Raw genomic sequence first — 22,161 nt, 5'->3', positions numbered from 1 at the left:
AGCCTTCGTCCCCATGGCCAAGTCCGCGGACGCCCCCAGCGGCGCGCTGAAGATCGCGTTCCAGAAGCCCGACGCCGACGTCTCGGGCGTCGTGGTCGCGCTCGCCGGCCCCGACCTCGCCTTCGGTCCCGCGACGACCGCGGCTGTCGCGCCGGCGCGCGACGCGCTGGGCCGTGCGGCTGCGGCCGAACGGTTCAAGGCGGCGCAGGGCTCGGGCTTCGAGCTGCTGGCGCCGGCGCTCGACGGGGTCGAGCGGCTGATCGTCGTCGGGCTCGGCGACGGCAAGGAGCCGACCGACTGGGTCAAGCTCGGCGGCCAGATCCGCGGCAGGGTCGCCTCGGGCGCGACCGAGGTCACCGTGATCGCCGAAACGGCGGAAGGCGCTCTCGCCGCCGAGGCGGTCGCCGACATCGCGCTCGGCGTCCGGCTGCGCGACTACGCCTTCGACGTCTACAAGACCAAGAAGAAGGACGACGAGCGCGGCCGGCTCGCGAAGGTCACGTTCGCCGTCGGGGACGAGTCCGCGGCCAAGAAGGCCTGGAAGCTGAAGGAGGGCCTCGCCGAGGGCGTCGAGCTCGCCCGCACGCTGGTGAACGAGCCGCCGAACGTGCTGACGCCGACCGAGTTCGCCAAACGCGCGGCGGCGCTCGAGAAGCTCGGCGTCGAGGTCGAGATCCTCGGCGAGAAGGAGCTGAGGAAGGCCGGCTTCGGCGCGCTGCTGGCCGTCGGCCAGGGCTCCGTGCAGGAGAGCAAGGTCGCGATCATGCGCTGGAACGGCGCGAAGGATAAGGCGGCGCAGCCCGTCGCCTTCGTCGGCAAGGGCGTGATCTTCGACACCGGCGGCATCTCCATCAAGCCCTCCGCCAGCATGGAGGACATGAAGGGCGACATGGCGGGCGCCGCCTGCGTCGTCGGCCTGATGCACGCGCTCGCCTCCCGCAAGGCCAAGGTCAACGTGATCGGCGCGATCGGCTGCGTCGAGAACATGCCGGACGGCGGCGCCTACCGCCCCGGCGACATCATCACCGGCCTGTCCGGCCAGACCATCGAGATCATCAACACCGACGCGGAAGGACGGCTCGTGCTGGCCGACGTGCTCTGGCACGTGCAGGACCGCTTCAAGCCGAAGTTCATGGTCGACCTCGCGACGCTGACCGGCGCGATCCTCGTCGCGCTCGGCGTAGACAACGCCGGCCTGTTCTCGAACGACGATGAACTGTCGGAGCGCCTCTACAAGACCGGCCTCGCCACCGGCGAGAAGGTGTGGCGCATGCCGATGGGCCCTGAGTTCGACAAGCTGATCGACTCGAGGTTCGCCGACATGAAGCAGACCGGCGGTCGCCACGGCGGCTCGATCACCGCCGCCCAGTTCCTGAAGCGCCACGTCAACGACACGCCCTGGGCGCATCTCGACATCGCCGGCACCGGCATGGGCAGCCCCGCGAGCGACATCAACCGCAGCTGGGGTTCGGGCTGGGGCGTGCGGCTGCTCGACCGGCTCGTGAAGGATTACTACGAGGAGTGAACGGCCTGGTCGTCATCCCGGCCGAGGCGTAAGCCGAGAGCCGGGATCGTCCTCCGCCTGACGCGCCTCTTCCTGGCGACGATCCCGGCTCGGCCTGACGGCCGTCCGGGATGACGGATGGGCCGAAGTGACCGAAGTCCTCTTCTACCACCTCACCGCCCATCCGCTCGCCAAGGCGCTGCCGGCGCTGCTGGAGAAGTGCCTGGAGCGGAAGTGGAAGGTGGTCGTGCAGGCCGCCGCGCCCGAGCGCGTCGCGGCGCTCGACGACGCGCTGTGGACCTACGCCGACGAAAGCTTCCTGCCCCATGGCGCGGAGGCGGACGGCGCCGACGAGACCGTCTGGCTCACCACCTCCGACCGCAATCCCAACGGCGCAGCCGTGCGCGTGCTGGTGGACGGCGCGGCGCCGCCGGACCTCGGCGCCTACGAGCGCGCGCTGATCATGTTCGACGGCCACGACCCCGACGCCGTCGACGCCGCCCGCGCGCAGTGGAAGACGCTGAAGGAGGCCGGCCACGCGCTGACCTACTGGCGGCAGGACGACGACGGCCGCTGGCGCAAGCAGGCGTAGCGCGGGGGGCTCGACGCCTTGTCCCGGCCTCGAGCCGGGATCCAGAGCCGCCGGCGTCGCAAAACGAACCGCATCCGGTCGTCGAGCATCTTTGTCGATCGCGGCGCGTCTGGGTCCCGGCTCAAGGCCGGGACAAGGGACGGCGCCGCCGCGCGTCAGCCTCGCCCGTTACAGCGGCGCGCAGGCGGCTTGCAGCCAAGCCCGCGTCTCGGCGTCCACAAGGCGCCCAATCTCCGCCAGCACCCGCGCGTGGTACGCGTCGAGCCAGCCGCGCTCCTCCACCGTCAGCAGGCCGGGAGCGATCGCGCGGCGGTCGATCGGCGCGAGCGTCAGGGTCTCGAAGCCGTACATCTCGCGCTCGGCGCCGGGAATCGCCCGGCGCTCCACCAGCACCAGCGTCTCGGTGCGGATGCCGTAATGGCCTTCGCGGTAGTAGCCGGGCTCGTTGGAGAGGATCATTCCGGGCTCCAGCGGCGTGGTCCCGAGCTTCGAGATGCGCTGCGGCCCCTCGTGCACCGACAGGTACGAGCCGACGCCGTGGCCGACGCCATGATCGAAGTCAAGGCCCGCCTCCCACAGCGGCCGCCGCGCGAAGGCGTCGATCTGCGCGCCGGAGACGCCCTTTGGAAACACCGCGGTCGAGATCGCGACATGCCCCTTCAGCACGCGGGTGAAGCGGTCCTTCATCTCCTCGGTCGCGGAGCCGATCACCACGGTGCGGGTGACGTCGGTGGTGCCGTCCTCGTACTGCGCGCCGCTGTCGATCAGGTAGAAGCCCGGCGTCAGCCGCGCGTTGCTCGCCCGCGTCACCCGGTAGTGCGGCAGCGCGGCGTGCTCGCCGGCCGCCGAGATCGACGGGAACGACACGTCCTTCAGCAGCCCGGTCTCGCGGCGGAAGCTCTCGAGCGCTTCCGCGGTGCCGATCTCGTCCAGCGTCCCCTTCGGCGCCTCGGCGTCGAGCCAGGCGAGGAAACGGCAGAGCGCCGCCCCGTCGCGGAGCTGGGCCGCGCGCGCGCCCTCGATCTCGACGGCGTTCTTGACCGCCTTGAGCTTCGCGATCGGGTCGGGGCCACGCTGCAGCTTCGCGCCGGCGGTCTCCAGTCTGCGGCCGAAGGCGGCGGCGGCCGACGACGCGTCGACCCGAACCGTCCTGCCCGACAGCCGCTCCAGCGCCGCGTCGAGCGCTTGGGGCTCCGCCACCTCGGCCAGGGTTTCAAGCTCGGCCCGGACCGCGTTCGAGAGCTTGCGGCCGTCGAGGAACACGGTTGCGCGGCCCTCTGCGGGGATCAGCGCGAAGCCGAGCGGCAGCGGCGTGTGCGCGACGTCGCCGCCGCGGATGTTGAACGCCCAGGCGAGCGCGTGGGCGTCCGTCACCAGCAGCGCGTCGGCCCGCGCCTTGGCGAGCTCCTCGGCGATGCGGCCGAGCTTGCTCTCCGCGGTCTCGCCGGCGAAGGCGGGGTCGTGGGCCACGACGGGCGTGAGCGGCGGGGCGGGGCGGTCGGCCCAGATTGCGTCGACCGGGTTCTCGCGCATCGCGACCAGCTCGGCGCCGGCGTGCTCGGCGGCCTTCTCCAGCCGCTCCAGCCCCTCGAGGGTGTGCAGCAGCGGGTCGTAGCCGACGCGAGCGCCGGCCTTCAGGTTCCGCTTCAGCCATTCGCCCGGGGGCGTGTCGCTCACGTTCACGGCCGTGAAGGCGGCGGGGTCGACCTGCGTCCGCGCTTGAACGGTGTAGCGCCCGTCCACGAACAGCGCGGCGCGGTCGGCGAGCACGGCCACGAAGCCGAACGAGCCGGTGAAGCCGGTGAGCCAGGCGACGCGCTCGGCCGAGGGCGGCAGGTACTCGTTCTGGTGCTCGTCCGCGCGGGGCAGCAGGAAGCCGTCGAGCCCCTGCGCGGCCAGCCTCGCCCTGAGCGCGGCGAGGCGCGGCGCCCCCTGCGAGGGATCGGCGGTCTCGTCGAAAGTCTGGAACTTCGCTTCGAACATGAGGTCAGCCCGTGCGCATGATCGATGACGGCGGAGCCGTACGCGGTCACCTCGATCGGATCCTTCGATACTCGTCCAAGGCGTCGGGATCGACCTCAACCTCAAGGTTGGGGTTATCAGGATGCGCGTTGGAGCCGCGCTTCTTGACGTCCGACACCCAGTACGTCTCGCCCGTGACGACGTCGAAGCAGTTGCCGCGGGGCACGACGCCCTTCTGCAGCATCAGTCCGCGATAGTAGATCGTCTGGCCCGACTTCGAGAATTCGACCCAGCCGATCCGGGCGCCGACGCCCTCGATCGTGCCGTTCTTGTTCTCCACATACATCACCCGGCGTTCGGGACCGCGCTTCGGCTTGGCGCTCATCTCAGATCCCGCGTTTCATGCTTAGCGCATCATGGGCGAGAGCGCGGCTCACCCCTTGAACACCAGCGTCGACCAGCCTTCCAGCTGGCGAGATCCCACAAGCGCGAGGCCTTCCGCCACATAGGCCGCGAGCACGCGCTCCTCCTCGTGGTTCATCAGCCCCGACAGCACCACGCGGCCCTCCGGCGCGAGATGGTGCTTCACGTCGGGCGCGAGCTCGACCAGCGGGCCGGCGAGAATGTTCGCGACGATCAGGTCGAACGGCCCGCGTTCGGCGAAGGCCGGATGGTCGAAGCTGGTGGCGTGGATCGACTCCACGAAGGCGCCGGCGCCGTTCGCCTCGGCGTTCTCGCCGGTGATGCGGGCGGAGGTCTCGTCGATGTCGGTCGCGAGCACGGGCGACTGTTGGGCCAGCGCGATCGCGATCGCGAGCACGCCGGTGCCGGAGCCGAGGTCGAGCACGCGCTCGAACCGACGCTCCGTCAGCAGCTCGTCGATCGCGAGCAGGCAGCCGCGGGTGGTGCCGTGGTGGCCGGTGCCGAAGGCGAGCGCCGCCTCGATCTCGATGCCGATGACGTCGGCCGGGACCCTGTCGCGGTCGTGGGAGCCGTGCACCACGAAGCGGCCGGCGGGCACGGGCGCGAGGCCTGCGAGGCTCTTCGCCACCCAGTCGGCCTCCTCGATCGCGTCCGCCTCGATGCGCAGGCCGGCGCTTTCGGGTCCCAGCGCCTCGCGCAGGGCGGCGGCGAGCTCGTCCGCCGTCGCCTCCGGGCCGCCATAGACCTCGACCGACCAGTCGTCCTTCGTCACCTCGAAGGCGGCGATCGAGGCTTCGCCGAACGGAAAGGCGTCCTCCAGCACGTCGGCGACGCGCTTGGCGGTCGCCTCGTCGAGGCGCAGGCGGACGAGGGGGGTGGACATGGGAAGTGGGACCTTCAGCGCGTGCGCGGAGCCGTGACAGCGCGTCCCGGCCTTGTGCGGGAGCCATAGCCGGTCCGCCCGCGATGGGAAACCGCGGCGCGCGATCCGGGCGCGACGGCCGCACGCTCAGATGCGCGCGAGCAGCTCGGTCTTCTTCGCCTGAAATTCGTCGTCGGTCAGCACGCCGGCGTCCCTGAGGGCCGCGAGCTTGCGGATCAGCTCGATCGGGTCGCTCGCCGCGTCAGACGGTCGCGCGGCGGCCGTCCGAAGCTCGTCCGGACGCGCGGAGGGAGCCGGTGCGGCGGCGCCTTCGGTTTCGCGCGTCCACGGTGTCGAGGGGGCCGGCGCGAACGACGGCTGCGGCTCAGGCTCCGACCTCGGCGACGGGGCGACGTCGGCGGCCCGGTCCGGCTCGACCGTCGCCGCGCCGACCTCCCGGAGATCGTGCACGCCGATCGATCCGCGGTCGGTCGAGAAGCTCAGGCTGTCGCCGCCGCCCTGCTGCTGGCCGGCGCCGCCGATGTTGTGGTCCCCGACGTCATAGATCCGCACCCGGCCGTCGCGCTCGATCGCAAGCCGTCCCGTTCCCGGAAACACCGCGTAGCGCTGTCCGTTCTGCGCGCCAGTCGCGGACGGGACGCCGAGTTCCTCGGGCCACCAGTTGGCGAAGCCCAGGGACGACTGTCCGGGCGCCGGCCGCCGAGCCGTGATCGCGCCGCTCGCCATGGCGGCGGACAGGTCGTCGGCGAGCCCGCCGACGCGCGCCTTCAGACCGTGGTTGAACATGTCGCCGATCATCAGCATGCCGCCGCGCGACCACTGTCCCATGCCGCCAAGCTCATGGTGGCCGAACTGCGCCATGGACCCGGAGCCCGCGGACAGCGCGTCGGCCATCGCACGGCCGGCCTCGTCGGAGAATCCGTGCCGCCGGGCGATCTCGCCGATGGCCGTCGAGGCCTCGTCAGTCCAGAGCGCGTGCATCGTGGAAGTCCCTCGGTTGTCCGACGTCATATGGGCCACGAACCCACGGATCGCCACGCTTGTGGCCAGCCTTGATCGGCCTCATGATGACGAGCGCAACGATCTTTCAAAAGCTGATGGTTTCGTTTCTTTTACAAGCCGATTCCGCAGCCGAGTTCCGAAAGCGCGGCTTTGATGAAGACGGCTTGATCGACGGTTCCCGAGCCGCGAGCCGCATGAGCTGGTCGGCCTTCAGCTACCAAAGCCGCGTCCGAAACGCCGAAGAGATCGCCGGCGCGCTCGTAGTTCATCTCGGTGATTTCTTGACATGCACCGCTTGGGTCTGTCGCCGAGCGCTCGGCGATCACACCGGCGAAAACGTCGTCCGCCCCGACTGGAGCCGATACGTCGCATGGCGGACGGCTCATGGCGCGACCCGAACGTTGGGCGAGGCGCCGGGCCATCTCTTCGGCCGGGGCGAAAGCGCAGATTTGCGCGAGTTTATCGCGGTCGCGCTCTATCTTGGCTGGGACACGCTGCTCAAAACGGACAAAACCCGAACGATCGTAAAGCTGTCGCACGACGATCGGATCGAACTTTACCACTTCAGCGCACCCGCCGAGCTTAAGTCCGAGCTTGGGAGGCTCTGCGAGCCCGCGCCTTGGTTCGATCCGCGGCCGCGCCGACGGTGAACGCTCAAGCCGCCTTCACGAAGCTGTCCACCACGCGCTTGTGGCCGGCCTTGTCGAAGGCGACGGTAAGCTTGTTTCCGTCGACCTCGACCACGGTGCCGTTGCCGAACTTCTGGTGGAAAACGCGGGCGCCCGTCGGGAAACCTGCGGACGTCGCGGTCGAGGATGCGACCAGCTCGCCTTCGATTGTCACCGGCCCGCCGCGGCGGGCGCCGGGGCCGGGGGAGGCGGGGCCGCGGTTCTCCTGCGCGCGCCGCCAGCCCGGCGTGTCGTAGGTGGACTTGAATGGCTCGGCGCGGTCGAAGCGGCTCGCGCCATAGGAGCCGCCCATTCCGCCGCCGCCGAAGGTCGCCGGCGCCTCGATCACATCGACGTCGGCCTCCGGCAGCTCGTCGAGGAAGCGCGAGGGGATCGAGGACTGCCACATGCCGTGGATGCGCCGGTTGGAGGCGAACCACACCTTCGCCCGTCTGCGCGCGCGGGTGACGCCGACATAGGCGAGGCGGCGTTCCTCCTCCAGCCCCGCGCGGCCGCTCTCGTCGAGCGAGCGCTGGTGGGGGAACAGGCCTTCCTCCCATCCCGGAAGGAACACGGTGTCGAACTCGAGCCCCTTGGCGGCGTGCAGCGTCATGATGGTGACCGCGTCCTCGCTCGGGCCGCGGTCGGCGTCCATGACGAGCGAGATGTGCTCCAGAAAGCCGCGCAGGTTCTCGAACGGCTCCATGGAGCGCACCAGCTCCTTCAGGTTCTCGAGCCTCCCTTGCGCCTCCGCCGAGCGGTCCTTGGTCCACATGTCGGTGTAGCCGCTCTCCTCCAGCACCTGCTCGGCGAGCTCGGTGTGGGGGATCTTGTCGACGAGCCCCGACCAGCGATCGAACGACTGCGCCAGCTCCTTCAAGGTCGCGCGCGGCTTCGGCTTCAGGTCGGGCCCGTCGAGCAGCCGGCGCGCGGCCTCCAGCAGCGGAATCTCTTCGGCGCGCGCGACCTCCACGATCTGCTTCAGCGCCGCGTCGCCCAGGCCCCGCTTCGGGGTGTTGTAGATCCGCTCGAAGGCGAGGTCGTCCGCCGGGCTCGCGACGACGCGGAGATAGGCGAGGGCGTCCCTGATCTCGGCGCGCTCGTAGAAGCGTGGGCCGCCGATGACGCGGTAGGGCAGGCCAAGCGTGATGAAGCGCTCTTCGAACTCGCGCATCTGGAACGACGCGCGGACGAGGATCGCGATCTCGTCGAGCTTGTGGCCCTTGGACTGCAGCGCCTCGATCTCGTCGCCGATCTGGCGCGCCTCCTCGCCGGAATCCCAGGCGCCCGCGACCGTGACCTTCTCGCCGAGCTCGGTCTGCGGCCTCAGCGTCTTGCCGAGCCGGCCCTGGTTGTGCGCGATCAGGTGGGAGGCGGCGTTCAGGATGTGGCCGGTGGAGCGGTAGTTGCGCTCCAGCCGCACCACCTTCGCGCCCGGGAAATCCTTCTCGAACCGCAGGATGTTCTCCACCTCCGCGCCGCGCCAGCCGTAGATCGACTGGTCGTCGTCGCCGACGCAGGCGAGGTTGGTCGAGCCCTTCGCCAGCAGCCGCAGCCACAGGTACTGCGCGACATTGGTGTCCTGATACTCGTCCACCAGCATGTATTTGAACCGGCGGTGGTACTGCTCCAGCACGTCCGGATGGTCGCGGAACAGCCGGATCGGCTCCAGCAGCAGGTCGCCGAAATCGACCGCGTTCAGCTGTTTCAGCCGCGCCTGGTAGATGGCGTAGAGTTCGGCGCCGCGGCCGGCCGCGAAGCTCTGGGCCTCGCCCGCCGGCACGTCCTTGGGCGAGAGCGCGCGGTTCTTCCAGCCGTCGATGGCGAAGGCGAGCTGGCGCGCCGGCCAGCGCTTGTCGTCGATGTTCTCGGCGGCGAGCACCTGCTTCAGCAGGCGGATCTGGTCGTCGGTGTCGAGTATCGTGAAGCTCGACGACAGGCCGGCGAGCTCGGCGTGGCGGCGCAGGATGCGGGTGCCGATGGAGTGGAAGGTTCCGAGCCACTGCATGCCTTCGGCCACTTCGCCCAGCAGCTTGCCGACCCGCTCGCGCATCTCGCGCGCGGCCTTGTTGGTGAAGGTGACCGAGAGGATCTCGAACGGCCGCGCCTTTCCGAGCGCCAGGATGTGGGCGATGCGCGTGGTGAGCACGCGGGTCTTGCCCGTCCCGGCGCCGGCCAGAACCAGCAGCGGGCCGTCGAGCGTCTCCACCGCTTCCCGCTGCTCGGGGTTCAAGCCCTGCAGATAATCCGGCGCGCCGGCGGGACGGAGCGCGGCGGACGCGCGCGCGGCGATCCCGCCGGCGCGGGGCGCGGGCAGCGTCAGGTCGTCGGACGGGCGGTCGTGGAAGTCGGACAAGGCGTCGATAAGCTCCGGACGGACGCGCGGCGAGCCGCTGCGCGACTCAAATCGTCTAGGAGAACAAAATGGCGCCGGAAGGTCCGAAATGCGAGCGCGCGCCGCGCTTAGGGCGCTGGCGCCTGCGGACAAGCGGCTTGGGAAGCATTCGCTCATGTAAAGGCACGGACGTCGTCGCCTGCGCTTTCCCGTAACTTTTCATCGGAAGCAGAATCGCACTGAGGCAAGGAACCAAATCCACGTGCGCGGCGTTGCTTCGCCGATCAACATGAGGAGACTTCAGTCCATGCGCATCCGCACAGCCGTTCTTGGCGCCGCCTTCGCCCTCGCCGTCCCGGCCGCGTCCTTCGCTCAGGAAGGCACGGTGTCCGGCGCCGCCGGCGGCGCGGTCACCGGCGCAGTCGTGGGCGGTCCCGTAGGCGCCGCGGTCGGCGGCGTCGCCGGCGCTGTGGCCGGCACCCTGATCGCGCCGCCGAAGCAGGTCCGCACCTACGTCGTTCAGGAGCAGCGCCCGTCCGTCGTCTATCAGGGCGAAGTCGTCGTGGGTAAGCCGCTGCCGGAGACCGTCGAGGTCTATCGCGTGCCGGACAGCGACTACAGCTACACTATCGTCAACGACAAGCGCTACATCGTCGACGAGGACCGCCAGGTGGTCGAAGTCGTCGAATGAGCTGAACGGCCCCGATCGGCCGAACACAGACCCCGCGCCCACGGCGCGGGGTTTTTGCGTCAGCGGCGCATTCCGACCGAGCGGCCAAGCCAGTCGAGCTCCGCCGCGGCCGGGCGGCAGCGTTCGACGGTGGCCTCGATCAGCGCGCGCACGTCGTCCGGCCACTGCGCGACGCGCCGCGTCTCGAGCGAGACCACGAGCGACACGCCCTCGACCGTGGTCACCACCGTCTCGTCCGGCCGGCGCACGAGTTCGACCGCCCAGCGCGCCCGCTTGGCGTCGGACTCGATCAGGATGACACGTCCCACGATCTCGTCGCCGAAGTTCATCTCGGCGAGGTAGCGCACATGCATCTCGCCCGCGAAGGTGGTGAGGCCGCGCTGGCCGAACTCCGGCCCGGCCTTGAACGCCGAGAAGGCGAGGTCGAGCGCCGTGTCCGCCAGCACCAGATGATAGGCCATGTTCACGTGGCCGTTGTGGTCGAGATAGGAGGTCTCGATCGCGAGCGGCGGGGTGACGAAGGCGGGGTCGGTCATGCGGTCGGGGCTTTCGGACTGCGATCGGCGCCGCAGGGTTACGACAGCGGCCGCGCGAAAGCGAGCCGCGGGCCGGATGTCGCGGCCGGGCGCGAATGCTCCTATGGTCGCGCCGCCCGTGGCGTCGCCTTAAAGGATTCCGTCCGCTCCCATGCCCGCTCTCGCCGCCCGTCCCGAAGCCGATGCGCTCGGCGCCGCGCTTGAACGTCTCGCCGCCCGGTTCGGCCCGCGGTTCTCCGCCTCGCAGGCGGTGCGCGAGCAGCACGCCAGCACCCTGACCTGGGTCGAGCCGCAGCCGCCGGACGCGGTCGTGTTTCCCGAGACGACCGAGGAGATCGCCGAGATCGTGTCGGTCTGCTCAGGCAATGGCGTGCCGGTGGTGCCGTTCGGAACCGGCACCTCGTTCGAGGGGCACGTCAACGCGCCCTATGGCGGCGTGTCGATCTCGACCGCGCGGATGGACGCGGTTGTCGCCGTCCACGCCGAGGATCTCGACGTGGTCGTCCAGCCCGGCGTCACCCGCAAGCGCCTGAACGAGAATCTGCGCGACCAGGGCCTGTTCTTCCCCATCGATCCCGGCGCGGACGCGAGCCTCGGCGGCATGGCGTCGACCCGCGCCTCCGGCACGAACGCGGTGCGCTACGGCACCATGAAGGACAACGTGCTGGGCCTGACGGCGGTGCTGCCGTCCGGCGAGATCATCCGCACGGGCGGCCGGGCGCGGAAGTCCTCGGCCGGCTACGACCTGACCCGGCTTCTGGTCGGCGCGGAGGGCACGCTCGGCGTGATCACCGAGCTGACGCTCCGGCTTCAGGGGATTCCAGAGGCGATCGCGGCCGGCGTCTGCCCGTTCCCGACCGTGGAGGCCGCCTGCGACGCGACCATCGCGACGATCCAGTCGGGGCTGCCGGTCGCGCGCATCGAGCTCTTGGACGAGGTGCAGATCCGCGCCGTGAACCTCTATTCGCAGCTCGCGCTGCCGGAGGTCCCGACGCTGTTCCTCGAGTTCCACGGCACGGAGGAGGGGGTGAAGGAGCAGTCCGCCCGCTTCGGCGAGATCGCGGGCGAGCTCGGCGGCGGGCCGTTCGACTGGGCGACCCGGGCGGAGGACCGCACCCGGCTCTGGGCGGCCCGGCACGACGCATTCTGGGCGGCGCTCGCGCTGCGTCCGGGCGCGCGCTGCGTGCCGACCGACGTCTGCGTGCCGATCTCGCGGCTCGCCGAATGCGTCGCGGAGACCAAGCGCGACATCGCGCGCTCCGGCGTCGTCTCGCCGATCGTTGGCCATGTGGGCGACGGCAATTTCCACTGCCAGCCGCTGTTCGACATGTCGGACCCCGCGGAGGTCGCGACGGGACAAGCCTTCCTCGGCCGCCTGGTGGAGCGGGCGATCGCCATGGGCGGCACCTGCACCGGCGAGCATGGTGTGGGACAGGCCAAGATGAAGTATCTCGAGGCCGAGCACGGGCGCGGCGCGCTCGACGCCATGCGGGCGATCAAGCGGGCGCTCGATCCGCTGAACATCATGAATCCCGGCAAGATCGTGACTCCTTGAGCCGCCTCGCGGCATATAAGATCGCCCGCGCGGGGCGGCCGCCAAACGCCGGACGGACATAGGCTTTCACGTGAACAACACCCTCACCGGACTGGGGCTCGCGCTCGTGCTTGCGCTCGTCGCCGCGCTGGTGGGGCCGTGGTTCGTCGACTGGGACTCCTACCGCGCCGACTTCGAGCGGCAGGCGAGCCGGATCGTCGGCGCGCCGGTGACCGTGTCCGGCGCGGTCGACGCGCGGCTGCTGCCGAGCCCCTATGTGCGCTTTCGCGACGTGGCGGCGGGCGCGGCGGACGCCCGGCTTCAGGCCGCGGAGATCGAGATCACGCTCGGCGTCGGCCCGTTGCTCCGCGGCGACGTGGTCGCGCAGAGCGTCAGGATCGTGCGGCCGCGGCTGTCGCTGACGGTCGGGGCCGACGGCGCGGTGAAGTGGCCCGGCGGCGCCTCGGCAGCGCAGGAGACCAGCATCGCGCTGGAGCGGGCCGAGATCGTCGACGGTCGGATCGACGTCGCGGCGCCGGCCGGCCGCCTCGCCGTGACCGGGCTGACCGGGATCGCCGAGGCCGGTTCGCTCAAAGGACCGTTCCGTTTCGAAGGCGCGGCGGCCACGCCGCTCGGCAGGACCGCATTGAAGCTGTCGACGGGGCGCGCCGACGCGGCCGGCGCGCTGCGGCTCAAGCTCGCGGCGACGATCGACGGACGACCCGAGACCTTCGACGCCGACGGCCTTCTGACGGTCGGCGCGAAGCCGCGCTTCGAGGGTCAGGCGGTGGTCGCGCGGCCGGCCCCGAGACCGGGGGAGGGCGAAACCCCGGAGCAGGCGGCGGCGAAGGCCCCGCCGTGGCGGCTCGCCGCGAAGGTGACGGGCGATCCCGCCCGGCTCGGGTTCGAGGCGATCGACGCCGTTTACGGCCCCGACGAGCGGGCGGTCCGGCTCGGCGGCGAGGGCGCGCTGACGCTCGGCCCCGCGCCGCGCTTCGATCTCGCGCTCGCCTCCCGCCAGATCGATCTCGACCGCAGCCTCGACCTCGGCGCCGGCGGGCCGGCCGCGCGGATCGAGGCGCTTTTGCAGCGGCTGGGACCTGTGGCGCATCCCGCGCTCGACGGCGCCGTGACGCTCGATCTCGGCGGGCTTCTGCTCGCTGGCGACGTGGTGCGCGGGCTGCGCGCCGAACTCGTCAGCGACAACGGCGCCTGGCGGATCGGCCGCCTGAGCGCGCAGCTTCCGGGCGAAGCCGCGCTTGGCGCCCGCGGCGCGATCGCCTTCATGGGGCAGGCCCCGGGCTTCGCAGGGTCCGTGGACTTCTCGACCGGCGACCTCGGTGCCTTCCGGCGGTGGCTCGAAGGCGGCGCGGCCGGCGGGCGGGCGGCGGTCCGCAAGCTCGCCGTCAAAGGCGACGTCACCGCGCGCATCGGCGGGCTCACCGTCGAGAACGCCCGCGTGACGGCCGACGGCGCCGCAAGCTCCGGACGCATCGCCTGGCGCGCGGCGGAGCGGGGCGAACGCGAGCGCGTCGAGGCTGCGCTCAGCGCCGACCGGCTGGATCTCGACGCGCTCGGGCTCGACCGGCTGATCCGATCGGCGGCGCGCGGGGGCGGCGGCGTCGACCTGATGCTGGCGCTCGACGCGAAGGCGCTGAGGCTGCTGGGCGTGGCCTTCGAGGACGTCGAGATCGACGCCACCGTCGACGGGAACGGGCTCGACGTCCGCAAGCTGCTCGTCGGGGACGCCGGCGGCGTCAAGGTGTCCGGCGCCGGCCGAATCGCGGCGGGCGCGCAGGACGGCGATCTCGCCTTCGACATCGAGGGCGTCGATCTCCGCGGCCTTCTCACGCTCGCGCGGGCAGCCGGTTTGCCGGAGCCGGCCGTGGCCGCGATCGAAGCGCGGTCGTCCGCGCTCGCGCCGGTGAAGCTGTCGATCGACGTGACGATCGCCGAGGACGGCGGCGCGGCGACCGTGACCGGCGGCCTCGCCGGCGGCGCGATCGAGGCGCGCTACGCCGCGCCGGCCTTCTCGCCCGACGCCGAGACCGAGCTGACGGCGCGGCTGACGAGCCCGGACGGCCGCCGGCTCGCGGCGCTCGCAGGGCTTGCGCTCAGCCCGGTCGCGCAGGCCGAGGGCGGCGAGATCAGCCTGAGCCTGAAGGGCGTTCCGGCGCGGCGGATGGCGGGCGAAGCCCGCGTGCGCGCGCTCGGCCTCGATCTCGCCGGGCGCGGCGAGGCGGCCGCGGCGGAGGGCGGAGCCTGGACCGCTGCCGCCGACGCGACGCTCGCCTCCGGCGACGTCACCGGGGCGCTGGAGGCGCTGGGCCGGCTCGTGCCGGGCGCGGCGCCTGCGATTCCCGTCGAGCTGGGGGCGCGCGTCTCGCTCGGCCGCGACGGCGTCGCGCTCGACGGGCTCAAGGGAGCCATCGCGGGCCGGGCGGTCTCCGGCCGGCTGTCCGCCCCGAGCGATCCGCGCCGCGGCGCGGAGGGCGAACTGGCGTTCAATGAGCTGCCGTTGGCCGCCATCCTCGGCGTCGCGCTGTCGCCGGACGCGCTCGCGCCCGCGGCCGGCGCCAAGCGCCCGGTTTGGCCGTCGCAGCCGTTCGGCCCCTCGCCGATCCAGGGCCTCGCGGGCAGCGTCGCGGTGACGGCGAAATCCGTGGATCTCGCGCCCGGCCGCGCCGCGACGGAGGCGCGCTTCACCTTCGGGGCCCGGCCCGGCTCGATGGCGATCCGCGACTTTTCCGCCGCCTTCGCCGGCGGCCGGCTCGACGCGTCGCTCGACGTCGGGCGGCCCGACGCCAACGCGACCGTCGCGCTGCGGGCGACGCTGACCGGCGCACGTGTGGAGCGGCTCGCAGGTCTGTCCGCGCCGGCCTCTCCCGTCGCCGGAGCCTTGGACGTCGCGGCCGACGTCCAAGGCTCCGGCCGGACGCTCGGGGCGATCGTCGCGACGCTGTCCGGCGCGGGCCAGATTTCGCTGCGCGACGGCGTGGTGCGCAGGCTCGACCCGGCGGCCCTCGACCGGATCGAGCCCAGGGTGATCGCCGGCCTGCCGCTCGAGGCGGCGAAGATCGCGGCCGAACTCGACCGCGCCTTCGCGGGCGGCGATCTCGTCCTCGCGCGGGCGTCGGCGCCCTTCACGGTCTCCGGCGGCGTGGTCCGCACCGGCGCGCTGGACGACGGCGGGGGGCCGGCGCGGCTCGGCGGCGCGACGAGCCTCGATCTGTCGCGGCTCACGCTCGACGCGACGCTCGGCGTGGCGCCCCGCCGGCTCGACGCCCCGCAGGCCGCGACGGTCATTTTCGAAGGGCCGCTCGCGACGCCGAAACGGCGGATCGACGCGACCGCGCTCACCGGCTGGCTGTCGGTGCGGGCGGTCGAGCGCGAAACCCGGCGCATCGAGGCGATGGAGGCGGAGATGCGCGAGCGCGCCCGCATCGCGCGCGAACGGGCGGCGGCCGAGGAGAAGCGGCGGGCGGAGGAGAAGCGGCGCGCCGACGAGGAGCGCGCGCGGGCCGAGGAGGACCGGCGGCGGCGCGAGGCGGAGGAACGCGCCCGCGCCGCGCTTCAGGCGCCGCAGCGTCCCGAGACCGGCCCCGGGGCACCGGCGCTGCCCCCCGCGATCGACATCACCCCGCCCGGCGGGGCCGCGGCGTCGCCCGATCCGTTGACGGGCGCTCCGCCGCCGCAGCTTCGCTGAGGCGGCTCAGACGCCGGCGACGCTCGCCGCGGCGCCCGCCCGGCGGCGGTAGTGGTCAAGCACATGCAGGCGCACGGCCGATGAGAGGTTGCCGCCCTTGCGTCCGGCGTCGATCTCCGCAACCAGGCTGCGCAGCGACTGCCCGCGTTCGCGCGCGATGTCCTTCAGCGCGTGCCAGAAGGCGTCCTCGAGGCTGACGCTGGTCTTGTGGCCGGCGACGACGATCGACCGCTTGACGATGTCGGGGCTCGAGACCTCGCCGCCGACGAAGCCGGCGTCCGGGAGCCCGGCGGCGGCGCCGAGGTCGGTCATCAGGATGCCTTCGCCTGCGCGCGGGGCGTTGGCTTCGGCGAGATCGATGGCTTCGGAAACCCGGTTCATGCGTCTGCGTCGCCCCCATTCTCTCGGCGGTGCCCATCGAGAAGCCGCGCCGCCTGCTCGCGCCGCGCCGTCTCAGCGGCCTTCTCGCCCTTGCTGCGGCCAAAACGAATGCGGTTCTGGGAGGCCCCCGCCTCCTTCTCGTCCCGCTTCCGCTGCTTGCGCGCCTGGCGCAGATTGACGATGTCAGCCATCGCGGCGCGTTTTACACGCCCGCGCGCAGGAAATCGAGCGCCGAGACGGCGCGGCGCCCGATGGCCGCGCTTCAGCCCGGGCGGATCATGGTCTCCGGGCGCACCACGCGGTCGAACTCCTCGGCCGTGACGAAGCCGAGCTTGACGGCCTCCTCCTTCAGCGTCGTGCCGTTCTTGTGCGCGGTCTTCGCGACCTTGGTGGCGTTGTCGTAACCGATGGTGGGCGCGAGCGCCGTCACCAGCATCAGCGAACGGCCCATCAGGTCGGCGATGCGCGTCTCGTCGGCCTCGATCCCCACCACGCAGTTGTCGGCGAAGCTGACCGCGGCGTCCGCGATCAGCCGGATCGACTGCAGCATGTTGTAGGCGAGCACAGGCTTGAACACGTTGAGCTCGAAATGGCCCTGGCTGCCGGCGAAGGTCACGGCGGCGTTGTTGCCGAACACCTGAGCGCAAACCATCGTCAGCGCCTCGCACTGGGTCGGGTTGACCTTGCCCGGCATGATCGACGAGCCCGGCTCGTTCTCCGGCAGGATCAGCTCCCCGAGGCCTGATCGCGGACCGGAGCCCAGGAAGCGGATGTCGTTCGCGATCTTGAACAGTCCGGCGGCGACGGCGTTCAGCGCGCCATGGGCGTAGACATAGGCGTCGTGGGCGGCGAGCGCCTCGAACTTGTTCGGCGCGGTGACGAAGGGCAGGCCGGTGATCTCGGCCGCCTTCTCCGCGAACTTTTCCGCGAAGCCGATCTTGGCGTTGATGCCGGTGCCGACCGCCGTGCCGCCCTGGGCCAGCGGATAGAGGTGCTGGAGCCCTTCCTTCACGCGCGCGACGCCGAGCCGGATCTGCGCGACGTAGCCCGAGAACTCCTGACCGAGCGTCAGAGGCGTCGCGTCCTGGGTGTGGGTGCGGCCGATCTTGATGATGTGCTCGAACGCCTTCGCCTTGGCGTCGAGCGCGTCTTCGAGGTGCTTCAGGGAGGGGATCAGCCGGTTCTCGATCTCCTCGGCCGCGGCGATGTGCATCGCGGTCGGGAAGGTGTCGTTGGACGACTGGCTCATGTTGACGTGGTCGTTCGGATGCACCGGCGTCTTGGAGCCAAGCTCGCCGCCCAGGATCTCGATCGCGCGGTTCGAGATCACCTCGTTCGCGTTCATGTTCGACTGGGTGCCGGAGCCGGTCTGCCAGACCACCAGCGGGAAGTGGTCGTCGAACTTGCCGTCGATCACTTCCTGCGCCGCGCTCGCGATCGCGTCGGCGAGCTCCGGCTTCAGGACGCCGAGCTCGCGGTTCGCGAGCGCCGCCGAGCGCTTCACCACGCCGAGCGCCCGGATGAGCGGCTTCGGCATGGTCTCCCCGCCGATCTTGAAGTTCTGCAGCGAACGCTGGGTCTGCGCGCCCCAATACCTGTCGGCGGGGACCTCGAGCGGCCCGAAGCTGTCGGTCTCGGTGCGGGTCGACGTCATGGCGCGGCTCTCGTGCTGATTGGACCGGATCGGCGCGTCAACGCGCCGCGGTCCGGTGCTTAGCACGCGCCTTCGCGCTGCGTCACGCCATGCGGGGGAGGCTTACTTCTTGCGGAACTTGTCGAGGCTTACGACTTCGGCGCCGCCGTCCGCGGCGGTCGTTCCGGCGGCGTCGTCCGGCTCCGCCGCGGCCTGGGTCGGCTTCTCGGCGTCGGTCTCGACCGCGTCCTCGCTCTCGATCGCGTCCGGATTGTCGAACTTCAATCCGAACTGGACCGACGGGTCGAAAAAGCCGGTGACTGATTCGAACGGCACCACGAGCTTCTCCGGTACGCCGCCGAACGACAGGCCGACCTCGAAGCCGTAGTCCGTGACCTCGAGGTCCCAGAACTGGTGCTGGAGCACGATCGTCATCTCGGCAGGGTAGCGTTCGCGCAGGCGGTTCGAGAGCTTCACGTCCGGATCGGTGGTGCGGAAGGAGATGTAGAAGTGGTGCTCGCCGGGCGTGCCTTCGCGGGCGACCCGGGACAGCACGTCGCGCACGACGCCGCGCAGCGCCTTCTGCGTCAGCAGATCATAGCGCATGAAGTCCTGGGCGGGCGGCGTCTGCTCGGTCGTCATGTCTGCCACATAACCGGATTCGACGCCGGGGAAACACCACGCCGGCTGTCGCAGGCGGAAATTCGGGGGCGCCGGCGCATAAGGAGAAGTGGAGGTTTCTGTTGCCAGGTACCTCCGAACCCCGCCTAAAAGAGCTAACCCCTTAGGACTTGAATTTGGTCAATCGGACCGCTCACGCGGCCAGACGAACCTGAGCATAGTTGTCGTTGGCAACTATAGATTGAGCCCGATAACGGCGGTGCCATGCCGGGGGAAAGCTCGCCCTTTACGCCCCCGTCGATCCTGTTTCGCCCCCGCCGAAACCCACGGCGAACCATGGGCTTGGGTGGAGGCGCCGGGTGCTGCCCCCGGGTCCGAAGGGTTTATTGCGGCGACCGTTTATCACCATAGTCGGGCAAGCCCGACGCCGATGAATATAGGCGCGTGGGCGGCGGACCGAAAGCCCCCCAGCGCGTCGCAGGTCCCGCGGATCGTTTTCGCTAACGAGGTCTTTCAACCGTCGATCAATTCTTAAGGATGTGGCGCTAGCCTGCGCGCACCGGAGTCCGCGCTTGGGCGGGACCCGCGGCAGGGGGCAGACGGTCGTGCGCATTCGGTCGAAGATTTTCATGCTGGTGGGCGGATTGGGCGTCGTCGCCCTGCTGACGGCGGCCATCGGCCTGTCGTCCCTGCGCGCGATGGAGGACTCGCTCAACGGCGTGAAGAATGCGGCCGAGCAGGCGCTCAACAGCGAGCGGCTGAACCGCCTGGTGACGCGCGTCGTCATGGAATCGCGCGGCGTCTACGGCGCCGACAGCACGGCGGACGCCAAGAAATTCAGCGAGGGCATCCTCGCCGGCCTCGCCGACATCGACGCGCTGCTGGCGAGCTGGGCGCCGACCGTGCCGGAGGCCGACCGCGGCCTGTTCGACGCCGTGACCGCCAGCGCCGCCGGGTTCAAGACCTTCCGCACCGAGACCGCGCGGCTTGGCGTCGAAGTCTCGCCCCAGGCGGCCAACGAGCAGGGCAACAACGAGGCGAATCGCGCAAACCGCCGGGCGTTCCAGGCCAGCGTCGACGCGATGACCGAGCGGAGCCAGAAGGCGGTCGCGGAAGTCCATGAGCGCTCCGACGCGCTCTACTCCGAGCGGCTCACCCTGATCCTGCTGGTCGCCTTCGGCGGCACCGGCCTGGCGCTCGCGATCGCCGGCGTGATGGCTAACCGGCAGATCGCCGCTCCGCTGCAGCAGGTCGCCGCGGCGCTCGGCAAGCTCGCCGCCGGCGACTTCAATCTGCCGCCGGCCCGCGCCTCGAAGGACGAGGTCGGCGACATCTCCCGCAGCATGGAGGTGTTCGCCCGCGAGATGCGCGACGCCGAGCGCATGCGCAGCGAACAGGCGGAAAACGAGCGCACGCGCGTCGAGCGCCGCCGCGCCGAAATGAACGGGCTCGCCGGCCGCTTCCAGGGCAGCGTCGGCGAACTGGTGCAGCAGCTTGCGGCGGCGGCGCAGGAGCTCGAGGTCACCTCGCGCTCGCTCGCGGCCAACGCCGACCAGACCAACGCGCAGTCCGGCGCCGTGCTCGCCGTCGCCAACGAGACCGCGGCCAACGTCAACGCGGTGGCGGCCGCGGCCGAGGAGTTCGCGGCCTGCGCCGGCGAGATCGGCTCGCAGGTCGCCCGCACCACGGAGGCGGCCTCCGCCGCGGTGGCGAACGTCGACAGCGCTCACGCCTGCGTGCGTCAGCTCGTCGACGGCTCGAACAAGATCGGCCAGTTCGTGCAGCTCATCCGCGAGATCGCCGAGCAGACCAACCTGCTCGCGCTCAACGCCACCATCGAGGCGGCGCGCGCGGGCGAGGCCGGCCGCGGCTTCGCGATCGTCGCGGCCGAGGTCAAGCAGCTCGCCGGCCAGACCGGCAAGGCGACCGAGGAGATCACGGCGCAGATCAACGCGATCCAGGCCGCGACCCGCGAGACCGTCCTGGCGATCGAGGGCATCGGCGTCACCATCGGCGAGGTGCACCAGATCGCGACCAGCGTCTCCGCCGCGGTGGAGGAGCAGCAGGCCGCCACCAACGAGATCGCGCGCAACGTCAGCGAGGCCGCCCGCGGCACGCAGCGCGTCAGCCATGACATGGACGAGGTCCGGATCGCGGCCGATCAGGCCGGCGCCGGCGCCGGCCAGCTCCGGATCGCGGCGGGCGAGCTCGCCCAGCAGTCCTCGCAGCTCGGCAAGGAGGTCGATGACTTCCTGCACGAGGTGCGCGCCGCCTGACCTCGGCGCGAGAGCTGTGGACGCATCGGAGGGCGCCCGCTGACGCGGACGCCCTCGGTGCTATGGTGCCCCGGCTGACACACGCGCCACGGCCCGGGCATGCAGACCTATCTCGACCTTCTCCGGCGGATCCTCGAAGAGGGCGTCCGCAAGGACGACCGCACCGGCACCGGCACCCTGTCGGTGTTCGGCGCCCAGATGCGCTTCGACCTGACGGAAGGCTTTCCGCTCGTCACGACGAAGAAGCTGCACCTGAAGTCGATCGTCCACGAGCTGCTGTGGTTCCTCGCGGGCGACACCAACGTCCGCTACCTGCAGGAGAACGGCGTCACGATCTGGGACGAGTGGGCCGACGCCTCGGGCGAGCTCGGTCCGGTCTACGGCCGGCAGTGGCGCTCCTGGGCCGCCCCCGACGGGCGGACCATCGACCAGATGAAGGACGTGCTGGCGGAGCTGAAGCGCAACCCGTCGTCGCGCCGGCTGATCGTCTCGTCCTGGAACCCGGCCGACGTCCCGGCCATGGCGCTCGCGCCGTGCCACTGCCTGTTCCAGTTCGACGTGACCGACGGCCGGCTGTCCTGCCAGCTCTACCAGCGCTCGGCCGACGTCTTCCTCGGGGTGCCGTTCAACATCGCGTCCTACGCGCTGCTGACTCACCTTGTCGCCCATGAGGCCGGGCTCGCCGTGGGCGATTTCGTGCACACGCTCGGCGACGCCCATCTCTACCTCAACCATCTCGACCAGGCCCGCGAGCAGTTGGCGCGCGAGCCGCGCCCGCTGCCGAAGCTGCGCCTCAACGCGGCCGTGCGATCGGTGTTTGACGTCCGCTTCGACGATGTCGCGTTCGAGGGCTACGACCCCCATCCCGCCATCAAGGCGCCGGTGGCGGTGTGAGCGCATCGCTTCGCGCCGCCGTCCCCTCGGACGCCGGCCTTGTCTACGCGCTGATCGGCGAGCTCGCGGTCTACGAGGAGCTGACCCATGAGGTCGAAGCCTCCGAGGCGGACATCGCCGCCGCGCTGTTCGCGCCGCAGCCCCGCGCGTTCTGCGAGATCGTCGAATGGGACGGCGCGCCGGCGGGCTTCGCGGTCTGGTTCTACACGTTCTCGACCTTCCGCGGCCGGCACGGCATCTATCTCGAGGATCTGTTCGTGCGTCCGGAGTTCCGTGGGCGGGGCCTCGGCAAGGCCCTGGTCGCGCGTCTCGCCGAACGCTGCCGCGACGGGGGGCTCGGTCGGCTGGAATGGTCCGTGCTCGACTGGAACGCGCCGTCGATCGCGTTCTATCAGGGGCTCGGCGCGCGCCCGGTCGAGGGCTGGACCGGCTACAGGCTCGACGGCGAGGCGCTGGCGGCTCTCGGCCGCGCGAGGCGGGGGTGAGAGCCGATCACGCGACGCTTAGGCGAGCCTTAAGC

General features: G+C 71.2%; 19 protein-coding genes and 1 other RNA gene. 9 read left to right on the top strand and 11 right to left on the bottom strand.

Annotation, left to right across the window (positions count from 1 at the left end; genetic code table 11):
- The first annotated feature begins 13 nt into the window (after window positions 1-13).
- Both PKE78_RS08480 and PKE78_RS08475 read left to right on the top strand, forming a co-directional pair.
- Window positions 14-1,525: a leucyl aminopeptidase gene (locus tag PKE78_RS08480; protein ID WP_271200436.1), complete on the top strand. Its 1,512-nt coding sequence runs from the start codon at window positions 14-16 to the stop codon at window positions 1,523-1,525.
- Window positions 1,526-1,652: 127 nt separating this feature from the next.
- Window positions 1,653-2,096: a DNA polymerase III subunit chi gene (locus PKE78_RS08475; RefSeq protein WP_271200435.1), complete on the top strand. Its 444-nt coding sequence runs from the start codon at window positions 1,653-1,655 to the stop codon at window positions 2,094-2,096.
- A 168-nt stretch (window positions 2,097-2,264) separates the two neighbouring features.
- Here PKE78_RS08475 and PKE78_RS08470 read toward each other — a convergent pair whose 3' ends face one another.
- The 4 genes from PKE78_RS08470 to PKE78_RS08455 all read right to left on the bottom strand — a co-directional run bounded on the left by PKE78_RS08470 (window position 2,265) and on the right by PKE78_RS08455 (window position 6,345).
- Window positions 2,265-4,079, bottom strand: a complete 1,815-nt coding sequence (locus PKE78_RS08470; protein WP_271200434.1) for an aminopeptidase P family protein — start codon at window positions 4,077-4,079, stop codon at window positions 2,265-2,267.
- A gap of 46 nt (window positions 4,080-4,125) precedes the next feature.
- On the bottom strand, window positions 4,126-4,443 hold the full coding sequence (locus PKE78_RS08465) for a hypothetical protein (protein WP_271200433.1): 318 nt from the start codon (window positions 4,441-4,443) through the stop codon (window positions 4,126-4,128).
- 48 nt (window positions 4,444-4,491) lie between these two features.
- A complete protein-coding gene (locus PKE78_RS08460) occupies window positions 4,492-5,364 on the bottom strand; it encodes a 50S ribosomal protein L11 methyltransferase (protein WP_271200432.1) in 873 nt (290 codons plus the stop codon).
- Between the two features lie 126 nt (window positions 5,365-5,490).
- On the bottom strand, window positions 5,491-6,345 hold the full coding sequence (locus tag PKE78_RS08455) for an SHOCT domain-containing protein (RefSeq protein ID WP_271200431.1): 855 nt from the start codon (window positions 6,343-6,345) through the stop codon (window positions 5,491-5,493).
- Window positions 6,346-6,428: 83 nt separating this feature from the next.
- Between PKE78_RS08455 and PKE78_RS08450 the strand changes: the two genes are divergently transcribed.
- Window positions 6,429-7,016 (top strand): hypothetical protein, encoded by a 588-nt coding sequence (locus PKE78_RS08450; protein WP_271200430.1) that lies wholly within the window; start codon window positions 6,429-6,431, stop codon window positions 7,014-7,016.
- A 4-nt stretch (window positions 7,017-7,020) separates the two neighbouring features.
- On the opposite strand, the gene PKE78_RS08445 is transcribed toward PKE78_RS08450, so the two are convergent.
- Window positions 7,021-9,390: an ATP-dependent helicase gene (locus PKE78_RS08445; protein ID WP_271200429.1), complete on the bottom strand. Its 2,370-nt coding sequence runs from the start codon at window positions 9,388-9,390 to the stop codon at window positions 7,021-7,023.
- A 286-nt stretch (window positions 9,391-9,676) separates the two neighbouring features.
- On the opposite strand from PKE78_RS08445, the gene PKE78_RS08440 reads away from it, so the two are divergent.
- Window positions 9,677-10,060: a DUF1236 domain-containing protein gene (locus PKE78_RS08440; RefSeq protein WP_271200428.1), complete on the top strand. Its 384-nt coding sequence runs from the start codon at window positions 9,677-9,679 to the stop codon at window positions 10,058-10,060.
- 59 nt (window positions 10,061-10,119) lie between these two features.
- Here the strand turns inward: PKE78_RS08440 and PKE78_RS08435 are convergent, their stop codons facing one another.
- Window positions 10,120-10,596: an acyl-CoA thioesterase gene (locus tag PKE78_RS08435; protein WP_271200427.1), complete on the bottom strand. Its 477-nt coding sequence runs from the start codon at window positions 10,594-10,596 to the stop codon at window positions 10,120-10,122.
- Window positions 10,597-10,747: 151 nt separating this feature from the next.
- Here PKE78_RS08435 and PKE78_RS08430 point away from each other — a divergent pair, with 151 nt between their 5' ends.
- Entirely contained in the window at window positions 10,748-12,151 is a 1,404-nt protein-coding gene (locus PKE78_RS08430; protein ID WP_271200426.1) for an FAD-binding oxidoreductase, read from the top strand.
- A gap of 70 nt (window positions 12,152-12,221) precedes the next feature.
- The gene (locus PKE78_RS08425; protein WP_271200425.1) at window positions 12,222-15,836 is read left to right on the top strand and encodes an AsmA family protein; all 3,615 of its coding nucleotides are present in this window, start codon (window positions 12,222-12,224) and stop codon (window positions 15,834-15,836) included.
- A gap of 6 nt (window positions 15,837-15,842) precedes the next feature.
- On the opposite strand, the gene PKE78_RS08420 is transcribed toward PKE78_RS08425, so the two are convergent.
- The 5 genes from PKE78_RS08420 to ssrA all read right to left on the bottom strand — a co-directional run bounded on the left by PKE78_RS08420 (window position 15,843) and on the right by ssrA (window position 18,937).
- On the bottom strand, window positions 15,843-16,148 hold the full coding sequence (locus PKE78_RS08420; RefSeq protein ID WP_271200959.1) for a ribbon-helix-helix domain-containing protein: 306 nt from the start codon (window positions 16,146-16,148) through the stop codon (window positions 15,843-15,845).
- 65 nt (window positions 16,149-16,213) lie between these two features.
- Window positions 16,214-16,408 (bottom strand): DUF4169 family protein, encoded by a 195-nt coding sequence (locus PKE78_RS08415; protein ID WP_271200424.1) that lies wholly within the window; start codon window positions 16,406-16,408, stop codon window positions 16,214-16,216.
- Window positions 16,409-16,479: 71 nt separating this feature from the next.
- Complete coding sequence (fumC, locus tag PKE78_RS08410) at window positions 16,480-17,871, bottom strand: class II fumarate hydratase (RefSeq protein WP_271200423.1); 1,392 nt, start codon at window positions 17,869-17,871, stop codon at window positions 16,480-16,482.
- 102 nt (window positions 17,872-17,973) lie between these two features.
- Window positions 17,974-18,492, bottom strand: coding sequence for an SspB family protein (locus PKE78_RS08405; RefSeq protein ID WP_271200422.1), 519 nt, complete (start codon window positions 18,490-18,492; stop codon window positions 17,974-17,976).
- A gap of 87 nt (window positions 18,493-18,579) precedes the next feature.
- Window positions 18,580-18,937: a transfer-messenger RNA gene (gene ssrA, locus PKE78_RS08400) on the bottom strand.
- Between the two features lie 106 nt (window positions 18,938-19,043).
- On the opposite strand from ssrA, the gene PKE78_RS08395 reads away from it, so the two are divergent.
- From PKE78_RS08395 to PKE78_RS08385, 3 genes are all read left to right on the top strand, one after another.
- The gene (locus PKE78_RS08395; RefSeq protein WP_271200421.1) at window positions 19,044-20,747 is read left to right on the top strand and encodes a methyl-accepting chemotaxis protein; all 1,704 of its coding nucleotides are present in this window, start codon (window positions 19,044-19,046) and stop codon (window positions 20,745-20,747) included.
- A 99-nt stretch (window positions 20,748-20,846) separates the two neighbouring features.
- The gene (locus PKE78_RS08390) at window positions 20,847-21,641 is read left to right on the top strand and encodes a thymidylate synthase (RefSeq protein ID WP_271200420.1); all 795 of its coding nucleotides are present in this window, start codon (window positions 20,847-20,849) and stop codon (window positions 21,639-21,641) included.
- A complete protein-coding gene (locus PKE78_RS08385) occupies window positions 21,638-22,126 on the top strand; it encodes a GNAT family N-acetyltransferase (RefSeq protein WP_271200419.1) in 489 nt (162 codons plus the stop codon). Before PKE78_RS08390 ends, PKE78_RS08385 begins: the two co-directional genes overlap by 4 nt.
- Window positions 22,127-22,161: the final 35 nt, after the last annotated feature.

Source organism: Methylopila turkensis (genome assembly GCF_027922325.1).
Taxonomy (GTDB): domain Bacteria; phylum Pseudomonadota; class Alphaproteobacteria; order Rhizobiales; family Methylopilaceae; genus Methylopila; species Methylopila turkensis.
The sequence above is the reverse complement of the archived record's forward strand: the minus strand, read 5'-3'. Positions and strand labels throughout refer to the sequence as shown.

Bases quoted from the DNA above. Each gene is read 5' to 3' on its own strand.
- PKE78_RS08480 (WP_271200436.1), top strand. From the start codon at position 14: ATGGCCAAGTCCGCGGACGCCCCCAGCGGCGCGCTGAAGATCGCGTTC.
- PKE78_RS08470 (WP_271200434.1), bottom strand. From the start codon at position 4,079: ATGTTCGAAGCGAAGTTCCAGACTTTCGACGAGACCGCCGATCCCTCG.
- PKE78_RS08465 (WP_271200433.1), bottom strand. From the start codon at position 4,443: ATGAGCGCCAAGCCGAAGCGCGGTCCCGAACGCCGGGTGATGTATGTG.
- PKE78_RS08460 (WP_271200432.1), bottom strand. From the start codon at position 5,364: ATGTCCACCCCCCTCGTCCGCCTGCGCCTCGACGAGGCGACCGCCAAG.
- PKE78_RS08455 (WP_271200431.1), bottom strand. From the start codon at position 6,345: ATGCACGCGCTCTGGACTGACGAGGCCTCGACGGCCATCGGCGAGATC.
- PKE78_RS08450 (WP_271200430.1), top strand. From the start codon at position 6,429: ATGATGACGAGCGCAACGATCTTTCAAAAGCTGATGGTTTCGTTTCTT.
- PKE78_RS08440 (WP_271200428.1), top strand. From the start codon at position 9,677: ATGCGCATCCGCACAGCCGTTCTTGGCGCCGCCTTCGCCCTCGCCGTC.
- PKE78_RS08435 (WP_271200427.1), bottom strand. From the start codon at position 10,596: ATGACCGACCCCGCCTTCGTCACCCCGCCGCTCGCGATCGAGACCTCC.
- PKE78_RS08430 (WP_271200426.1), top strand. From the start codon at position 10,748: ATGCCCGCTCTCGCCGCCCGTCCCGAAGCCGATGCGCTCGGCGCCGCG.
- PKE78_RS08420 (WP_271200959.1), bottom strand. From the start codon at position 16,148: ATGACCGACCTCGGCGCCGCCGCCGGGCTCCCGGACGCCGGCTTCGTC.
- PKE78_RS08415 (WP_271200424.1), bottom strand. From the start codon at position 16,408: ATGGCTGACATCGTCAATCTGCGCCAGGCGCGCAAGCAGCGGAAGCGG.
- fumC (WP_271200423.1), bottom strand. From the start codon at position 17,871: ATGACGTCGACCCGCACCGAGACCGACAGCTTCGGGCCGCTCGAGGTC.
- PKE78_RS08405 (WP_271200422.1), bottom strand. From the start codon at position 18,492: ATGACGACCGAGCAGACGCCGCCCGCCCAGGACTTCATGCGCTATGAT.
- PKE78_RS08390 (WP_271200420.1), top strand. From the start codon at position 20,847: ATGCAGACCTATCTCGACCTTCTCCGGCGGATCCTCGAAGAGGGCGTC.